This window comes from Caloranaerobacter azorensis DSM 13643, assembly GCF_900129995.1.
Lineage (GTDB): Bacteria > Bacillota > Clostridia > Tissierellales > Thermohalobacteraceae > Caloranaerobacter > Caloranaerobacter azorensis.
Genome location: NZ_FQXO01000105.1, coordinates 1 through 6,273 on the forward strand (window position 1 = coordinate 1; position 6,273 = coordinate 6,273).

The 6,273-nt window shown below is 27.7% G+C and carries 5 protein-coding genes; all 5 read right to left on the reverse strand.

Annotation, left to right across the window (positions count from 1 at the left end; genetic code table 11):
- Positions 1–623 precede the first annotated feature (623 nt).
- Positions 624–1,172 (reverse strand): hypothetical protein, encoded by a 549-nt coding sequence (locus BUB51_RS11715; protein WP_073197950.1) that lies wholly within the window; start codon positions 1,170–1,172, stop codon positions 624–626.
- 154 nt (positions 1,173–1,326) lie between these two features.
- A complete protein-coding gene (locus BUB51_RS11720; RefSeq protein WP_073197952.1) occupies positions 1,327–2,664 on the reverse strand; it encodes a radical SAM/SPASM domain-containing protein in 1,338 nt (445 codons plus the stop codon).
- 129 nt (positions 2,665–2,793) lie between these two features.
- Complete coding sequence (locus tag BUB51_RS11725) at positions 2,794–3,384, reverse strand: TetR/AcrR family transcriptional regulator (protein WP_073197954.1); 591 nt, start codon at positions 3,382–3,384, stop codon at positions 2,794–2,796.
- A gap of 99 nt (positions 3,385–3,483) precedes the next feature.
- On the reverse strand, positions 3,484–4,668 hold the full coding sequence (gene thiI / locus BUB51_RS11730; RefSeq protein WP_073197955.1) for a tRNA uracil 4-sulfurtransferase ThiI: 1,185 nt from the start codon (positions 4,666–4,668) through the stop codon (positions 3,484–3,486).
- 6 nt (positions 4,669–4,674) lie between these two features.
- A complete protein-coding gene (locus tag BUB51_RS11735) occupies positions 4,675–5,832 on the reverse strand; it encodes a cysteine desulfurase family protein (protein WP_073197957.1) in 1,158 nt (385 codons plus the stop codon).
- Positions 5,833–6,273 lie beyond the last annotated feature (441 nt).

The window sequence follows — 6,273 nt, forward strand, 5'->3', positions numbered from 1 at the left end:
CCTCATTCAGCCTTAAATGGTAAAGTACCAATACCACTAACTGAGCTGAATAGATACGAAACAATGCCAGCAAAATGGGCTAAACTAATTGAATTAGCACAACTACATGCCATAGAAAATCAAAAGCATAGAAGCAATATTTTAAAAGAAGCTGCTTAATTTTAAAATGCACCTTGACAAATTAACAGTTAAAATTTAAAGTTAAATTACACCCTACGGGATATTTATGCCCTTTTTTGGGTAAAATCTTTAAAATATCATCTTAAAGTATATCCAATCTTTTCTCTAACTTTTCATATTTCTTTTTACACTATCGTTAAACTAATCTTATTTTATAGTTTATATGCATATATTTCAACTTAATTATCTCTGCATTTTAATTTTTTATTTCTAATTTAAATCATCTATGGTATTTTGTGTATTTTTATAATAAAATAATACTATAAAGATTTAAGGAGGGTTTCAATGTACGATAATTTTTTTGGTTATAGTAAAAAAAGTTTTAAGCAAATCATTTCTAATCCCATATTATTTGTTCCTACAATCATTCAAATTATTATCGGTATTTTTTTAAGTTTTCATATTGTTGCTACAAGAAGAATTACAACTATTAATAGTACTAATTACATAATGATAAAAACCTTTATAATAATATTGTTATTATTTTTTATTGATTTATTTTTAGAAACAGGTAAAATGTACATAATTAAACAATCACTAACAAAAAACGACATATCTATTAAAGATATTTTTATTGGTGCAAAAAAATTCTTTTTAAGAATATTTTTAGGCTCTCTAGTAATTTTCGGTTTAACCTTCGCCTTATTTCTAATATTAATTGTACCATCAGCTATATTAATTGCAGTTAACTTAAATATAATAGCTATCATAATAATATCTATAGCAACAATTGTTTTTTTTATTTTCATAAGTATGTGGGAATTTATTATAATATATGAAGACTGTAGTATTTCTGACGCTCTAAATAAAAGTGTACGTTTTGCAAAAAAAAATTTTGGTATAATTCTACTCATCGAATTTTTAAAAGGCATCTTTACTGGCAATAATAGAAATCTAAACTCTACAATATATAACAAATATAACAAATCTTTATTTAAAGATACTAAAATAACCAATCTTCCCTTACTCTTAAATAACTTAAATGTTAACATAAATATTTTAATCTTATGTATACTAATAGCTTTTATATTTGAATTATTTTTCGATGTACTTATATTTGAATTATATATTGACCGCAAAGATAGTATCTAACAAATGTAAAGAGTAGACAAATTGTCTACTCTTTTTAAAAAAACTATTATATTCTTATCTTTCAACCCATAGCCTTTCAGCAGTTTTAGCCCATTCTTCTGCGACAGTTTCACATTTCTTTGTCAATTCATCAACAGGTTCTTCATCTATAGGCTGTGTAGAATATGCTTTAGAAGCATGAACCATTTGTCTTAATTTTTCAGGATTATCAAGCAAAGGACATGGTCTCAAATGATTCTCGTTAAAAGGCTGATTTTTCTTATATTCCATAAATAGTGGCGATTTCAACGCTTCTAATAATGATACATCCTTTATATTAACATTTGAATAATGTATAAAAGCACAAGGTTCAACATCTCCATTAGCATTTATATGCAAGTAATTTCTTCCTCCAGCTATACATCCTTTTACAAACTCTCCATCATTCCAGAAATCGATTATAAATATTGGTTTCTTCTCTCTCATCTCACGTACAAATCTATACATATATTCTCTTTGTTCTGGTCTAGCAATTAAATCTAATGCAGCATCTTTTCCAAGAGGCATGTATGTAAAATACCATCCAAATGTACATCCTTTTTCAATCATCAAATCCAAATACTCTTCTGACCCGATAGCATCCACATTTTTACTATGATAACAAGTTGAAAAACCAAAAACGATTCCTTCTTCTTTTAATAAATCCATTGCTTTCATCACTTTTTTAAATGTACCTTTTCCCCTTCTCATATCTGTCTCTTCTTCAAATCCTTCAACACTTATAGCCAAAGCAAAGTTTCCTACTCTTGACAAATCTTTTACAAACTTTTCATCAACTAATGTCGCATTTGTAAAAGCTAAAAACATACAATCATTATGCTTTTCTGCTATCTTAATCAAATCATCTTTTCTAACTAATGGCTCTCCTCCAGAATATATATACATATATATACCTAACTCTTTACCTTCTCTTATAATTCTATCTATTAATTCATTTGATAATGAATCTTTCTTATTATATTCAGCAGCCCAGCATCCTATACAATTTAAATTACATGCAGCTGTTGGATCCATTAAAATAGCCCAAGGAATATTAATATTAAATTTTTTTCTAAAACTATCTGTTATAGGTATACCTACTAATCCAGAATTAATAAAAAAGTTAATTAACGTCTTCTTCCTTACTTCTGGATGAATTTCAGTAAAGACTCTTTCTATTAGCTTATACCAGTTGCTATCCGGATTTTCACATATTCTCCTGAAAGCTTCTATGTTTTGTTTATGATTTTCTTTTTTTGCTATTTTATCTGCCCAATCTAACATTTTCAACAAATTTTGCATAGGATTTTTTTCAATATAATTTAAACCTTCTTTTAATAATACTGTGCTTAATAACTTTTTAGCTGTCCTCACAAAAATCTCCCCCTTTATTTAATAAATTTTTAAATATTTTAAATGTTTTTTATTTAACACTAATCGATTATGTTTTATATAAACATATGTGTTTATTTCGTCATATATGTCAATAATAAAGTAAAAAAATTATGCTTTTAAACCATCAATTAATACATTTATAGATTTTAAATGCCTTCTAGGATTATAATCTTTTTCAACAGAAATATGGAATAATAAAGATTCAACTAATCCATATAGCACTTTTGACATAGTATCTTTATCTATATTCTTTATCTCTCTCGACTCAATAGCTTCATTTAATATATTTTTAAATGTCTCTCTTAATTCTAATGCGTGTTCACGTACTCTCTCTAATATTTCACTGTTTTCCCTTTCAAGAATAAGCCAAAAATCAACGAGCAAATACATATTTTTAGTATTACTATGATACAGTACAAGTTTCTCTATAATTTCTTTAAGTTTATCTATAAAGCTAGAATCTTTTTTCTCCAACGTCTTTTTTATATCACTCTTTATCGCATCAACAACATTCTTAATTGCATAATGAAATATTTCTTCTTTATTATTAAAATACTGATATAATGTAGTTCTACCCATTCCACATTGACTAGCTATTTCTGATAGATTAGTATTGTAATACCCTTTTTTAATAAAAACATTTATAGCTTTTTCAACAATTTCCTTTTTCTTTTTCTCATAATCAACTATTTTGGGCACATTTCCCCCTCCACTACCATTCTTTATTATAATTATATCATTTTCGACGCTAGTGTCAATAAAAATTTAGAATACCTGTTTAAAAAAATGCAGAGAATTTTACTCCGCATTTTCTTGAAAATTTATTTCGATTATTTTCATTTTTCTAATAGCATCTTCAACTAGATTTTCTACATCAAGAGATGCTTCTGATTTTTCAATATCTTCTAATTTTGGTCTAGTTACTGGGTGCTTTGGTAGAAATACAGTACAGCAATCCTCATATGGTAAAATAGATGTCTCATAAGTTCCTATGTCCATCGCAATTTCAGTAATCTCTACTTTATCCATACCAATTAAAGGCCTGAATACAGGTCTTTTTACTACTGAATTAGTTACATTAAGACTCTTTATCGTCTGACTTGCAACTTGCCCTAAGCTCTCACCTGTAATAAGCGCATCTATACCCTCTTTTTCAGCAATTCTTTCTGCTATTCGCATCATAAATCTTCTTGATATAATAGTCATCTCATCTTCCGGGCATTTTTCATTTATTTCTCTTTGTATAGGCAATATGTTTACACTATAGAGCTTCATATTACCACAGTATTCAGATAATAAACCAGCTAATTTTTTAACCTTTTCTTCTGCTCGCTCACTTGTAAATGGATAGCTATGAAAGTGAACCGCATCTATTGAAACTCCTCTTTTTGCTATCATAAATCCTGCAACCGGACTGTCTATTCCTCCAGATAATAATAAAAGTGCTCTGCCGTTAGTACCTACTGGCAGTCCTCCATAACCTTTTATCTTGTCTGTATATATATAACAATAATCTCTAATATCTACTTTCACTAATAAATCAGGATTATTAACATCTACTTTTAGTACTTTAATTTCTCTTAATATCGCAGCTCCAATCTTTCTGGCAACATCCATCGATTTTATTGGGAATTTTTTATCTGCTCTTTTTACTTGAACCTTAAAAGTTCTAACCTCTTTGTGTGCGATAGTCTGCTTAACAGACTCTATAGCTTTTTCAATCATTTTTTCTATATCTTTTTCAACTCTATATCCCGGACTTATATAAACTATACCAAAAACCTTTTTAAGTTTTTCAACTATTCTCTCTATATTTTCATCATCTGTAATAACATATATTTTCCCTTGATCTCTATATACTTTAGATTCACCTAATCCTTTTATAGAACGCTTTATTTGATTTAATAATTTTTTTTCAAAATATGACCTATTTAATCCCTTTAATGCAATCTCTCCAAAACTTATACTAACTATTCTTTGCAAAATTCATCACCTCATCATAATTTTTCTTATGTCTCTAACTGACTTTTCAAGTCTATCAACTGCATATTCAATTTCTTCCTTTGTATTATAGAAAGCAAAACTAAATCTTATAGCCCCCTCAATTTCTTCTTCTTTTAAACCTATACTTTTAAGCACATGACTTCTTCCTTTTTTATGTGAAGAACATGCAGAACCTGTGGATACAAATATACCATCTTCTTCTAAATAATGCAATAATACTTCGCCCTTAACTCCAATAAACGATATATTCACTATATGCGGAGCACATCTATCATCAGTATAGCTATTTATCTTAATATTATCAATTTTTTCTAGAACTTTATCTATAAAATATTTTTTAACATCTAATATATGATTTTTTTCATCTTCAAAATTATTTTTAATAATCTCGACAGCCTTACCTAATCCTACAATTCCCGGTGTATTCTCTGTTCCAGATTTTAAACCTCTTTCTTGATTGCCTCCAAAGATAATTGGTTCTAAAACAGTGCCATTTTTAATATACAATCCGCCTACACCTTTTGGCCCATGAATTTTATGTCCACTAAAAGAAAAAACATCTACTCCTAAATTTTTTAGTTGTATATCTATTTTACCAAAAGCCTGTACTCCATCTACATGAAGTTTTACATTCTTGTTCTTTTTCTTAATTATTTCAACTATTTCTTTAATAGGCTGCACCGTTCCTATTTCATTATTAACCATCATAATAGATACTAAAATCGTCTTATCAGTTATACTATCTTCAAGCTGTTTTAAATCAATAATGCCCTTTTCATTTACATTTAAATATGTAACTTCAAATCCTTTATCTTCATAGTACTTAAATATATTTAATACCGAAGGATGTTCAATTTTAGTAGTTATAATATGCTTTCCTCTCTTTGCATACCTTTTTATTATACCCTGTATGGCAATATTATTACTCTCTGTACCCCCTGAAGTAAAAAATATTTCTTTGCTGTCTACTCCTAAAAATTTACTAATTATTGTTCTTGACTTTTCTATTTCCTTTTCTGCTTCTAATCCTTTTCTATGCAAAGATGATGGATTTCCATATACACTCTTTAACATATATATCATAGAATCAATAACTTCATCCCTTGGCCTTGTTGTAGCACTATTATCTAGGTAAACTTCCATTTAAACCACCTCATTTATCATAAGTTGTGCTAACATATACTATATCCATTATTATATATAAATATATTTTAATTTTAAAGGAAAAAGAGCTATTTGCAGAGATTTCGCATCAAATTTCCAGTAAAAAATTTGTTTTTACTAAAATTTTATTTTTTAACATTTACTTGAATAACTGGGAAGCCTGTAGACCGATAGGTCTTAAAAATAGTTACACCTCCCCCTACCCCAAAAAATTTTAATAATCAATTTCCAGTTTTATTTTTAATTATGTTTTTTCAAATATTGGATTTATCCAATCAGCTTCTATAGTAAATCTTTCATCTCTTATATCTTCAATAATATCTATCTGCAACATTCTTTTCTTTCTAAATCCTCTAATACACCTAAAGAAATATAATTGCATAAGATTAAATGCTATTATTATAAACATTAGTACAGTCT